This window comes from Romboutsia sp. 13368, assembly GCF_018336475.1.
Lineage (GTDB): Bacteria > Bacillota > Clostridia > Peptostreptococcales > Peptostreptococcaceae > Romboutsia.
The window spans coordinates 947,965-950,640 of the sequence record NZ_CP048741.1; the positions used below are offsets into that span (position 1 = coordinate 947,965).

A 2,676-nucleotide genomic window follows, 5' to 3' on the forward strand; every position below is an offset into this window, starting at 1 on the left:
ACTTTTTTTGTTACAGGAGAAAATATAGAAAGAGGCGGCAAAAAGGCTGAAGATTTAATAAAGCAGTCATTTGAATATGGAAATGCTATAGCTAATCACTCTTACAGTCATGATTACCGTGCATTATATCCAAATAGAACTTTAGACTTAGAAGCATTTAAAGCTGATTTTAAGAAAACTGATGATNATTAAAGAAAGTTCTTGGTAAGTACTTCTCTACAAGAGTTCTAAGATGTCCAGGCGGTCATATGTCATGGAAAGGTATGGATGCTTTAGATAATTATATTTCTAAAAACAACATGGTTTCTATAGATTGGAATGCTTAAATGCAGATGCTGAAGGTAGAAAGAAAAATGCTCAAGAGTTAGCAGATTATGCTATAAAAACATCTGAAGGTAAAGATATAGTTGTTTTATTAATGCACGATACTTACGGAAAAGAAGAGACAGCTAAAGCTCTTCCAACTATAATAAAATACTTCAAAGAYAATGGATATGAATTTAAAACATTATCATAATAAAAAAGACTATCTACAAATACTCACAAGTTTTGATAAATTAATATATGATATATAGGGGTAACTTAAATGATATATATTATTTAAGGTATTGAAGTATATTCATTTATATGTGATAATTGAAAATAAAATTTATAGCTTTATTAATAATATAAAAATATATATAAAATAGGGGATGAAGTTTATGTGGATATTATTTGCTTTTGGTGCTGCATTATTTGCAGGTGCAACATCAATACTAGCTAAAATTGGAATAAATAATGTAGATTCAAATTTAGCCACTGCAATACGTACTATTGTTATATTAGTATTTTCATGGATGATGGTTTTTATTGTTGGTTCATTTAATGAAATATCATATATAAGTAGTAAAAGTTTAATATTTTTAATATTATCAGGACTAGCAACAGGAGCATCTTGGTTATGTTACTTTAAAGCTCTTCAATTGGGGGATGTAAATAAGGTAACACCTATCGATAAATCAAGTACAGTTTTGACAATGATACTTGCATTTATAATTTTAGGTGAGAGTATTAATGTTACAAAAGTATTTGGAATGATATTTATATCTGTTGGTACATACATGATGATTATGAAAAAAGAAGACAATGAAATACATATACATAATAACAAGTGGATGCTTTATGCTATATTATCAGCAGTATTTGCAAGTTTAACATCTATTCTTGGAAAAATAGGTATAGTAGGAGTTGAATCAAATTTAGGTACTGCAATTCGTACAATAGTTGTTCTTATTATGGCATGGATAGTTGTATTTGTCACTAAGAAACAAGGTGAGATAAAGAAAATAGATAAGAAAAGTTGGATATTTATATGCTTATCTGGTATAACGACAGGACTTTCTTGGCTATGTTATTATAGGGCACTTCAAGATGGAGAAGCAAGCATTGTAGTACCTATAGATAAGTTAAGTATATTAGTTACAGTTATTTTTTCATATATATTCTTAAAAGAAAAACTAACTAAAAAATCATTTATAGGTCTTATTATAATGGTAGTTGGTACACTTACGCTTCTAATATAATAGTCNCGAAGTTAGCTAACATAGCCTAAAGTAAAAAGGCACTAAATTTAAGATTTTAAAACTTAAATTTAGTGCCTTTTTGAGCAACGGATATATCCGTAGCGGGAGCAAGGATATATCGTTGGCGAAATAAAAAATAGCGCCCACACGTGGCTTAAAGTGATTCGCCGACACGTCGCTCAAGCGAATCNNTAAATGAAATAAGCTATTTATTTATAAACTCCATAATTTTTTCATATGATTCTTTAGCATCATTGTACCCATCATTGTATAACTTAGTAAGTTTGTCTACATCTTTTTCAATTTGGCTAACTTTAACAGGAGATTTAGGTCTAATGACAAAAGCATCACCTTTTTCTTCTAAAGATTTAACTAAATCTAGACTTTTATTATAATTTAAATGTCTATTTTCTATAGCTTTAATTAGTTTAGGATATTTTTTATATTTTCTTTTTACAAAAGAAGAAAATTTCACCTTACTTTTTCTATAAGTTTTATCTCTAGTAAGTATAACTATATTCTTTTTACACCCTTCCTTTAATGCATACTCAATAGGAATAGAATCAGCAACACCACCATCGACTAACTTATATCCATCAACTTCTACTATATTTGCAAACATAGGAATAGAACAAGATGCTTGAAGGTAGATTATATCCTTTTTCATATCAGTTAATGAAAAGTATTCTGCTTCTCCTGTTTCACAGTTTGTAGCTACAACTGTAAATTTTGATTTWGAAGTATTAAAAGTATCATAATCATATAAATTTAGTTCATTAGGTATTTTTTGAAACATAAAATCCATACCAAATATAGAACCTGTTTTAATWAAATTTTTAAAGCTAATATAATCTTTATCATTTAAGTAGTCAACATTTGAATGAAATGCTCTTTTATATTGTTTTGAAAGGTAAGAAGCAGCATGACATCCACCAGCAGAAACTCCCACAACTAAATCTACTTCTATATTTTTATCGATAAAGAAATCTAAAACACCTGCTGTGTAAATTCCTCTCATACCTCCGCCTTCTAAAATCAAGCCTATTTTATCCACAATATACCTCCTAGATATAAATATATAATACATTTTAGTATAAAGTTGTATTTATGTATA

General features: G+C 28.2%; 2 protein-coding genes and 1 pseudogene. 2 read left to right on the forward strand and 1 reads right to left on the reverse strand.

What is annotated here, in order from left to right; all coding sequences use genetic code 11:
- Together G3997_RS11545 and G3997_RS03785 are read left to right on the forward strand one after the other, a co-directional pair.
- A pseudogene (locus G3997_RS11545) lies at window positions 1-517 on the forward strand (polysaccharide deacetylase family protein); the annotation flags it as partial.
- Window positions 518-701: 184 nt separating this feature from the next.
- Window positions 702-1,562, forward strand: coding sequence for an EamA family transporter (locus G3997_RS03785; RefSeq protein ID WP_296648357.1), 861 nt, complete (start codon window positions 702-704; stop codon window positions 1,560-1,562).
- Between the two features lie 205 nt (window positions 1,563-1,767).
- Here the strand turns inward: G3997_RS03785 and G3997_RS03790 are convergent, their stop codons facing one another.
- A complete protein-coding gene (locus G3997_RS03790; RefSeq protein ID WP_296648362.1) occupies window positions 1,768-2,616 on the reverse strand; it encodes a patatin-like phospholipase family protein in 849 nt (282 codons plus the stop codon).
- Window positions 2,617-2,676 lie beyond the last annotated feature (60 nt).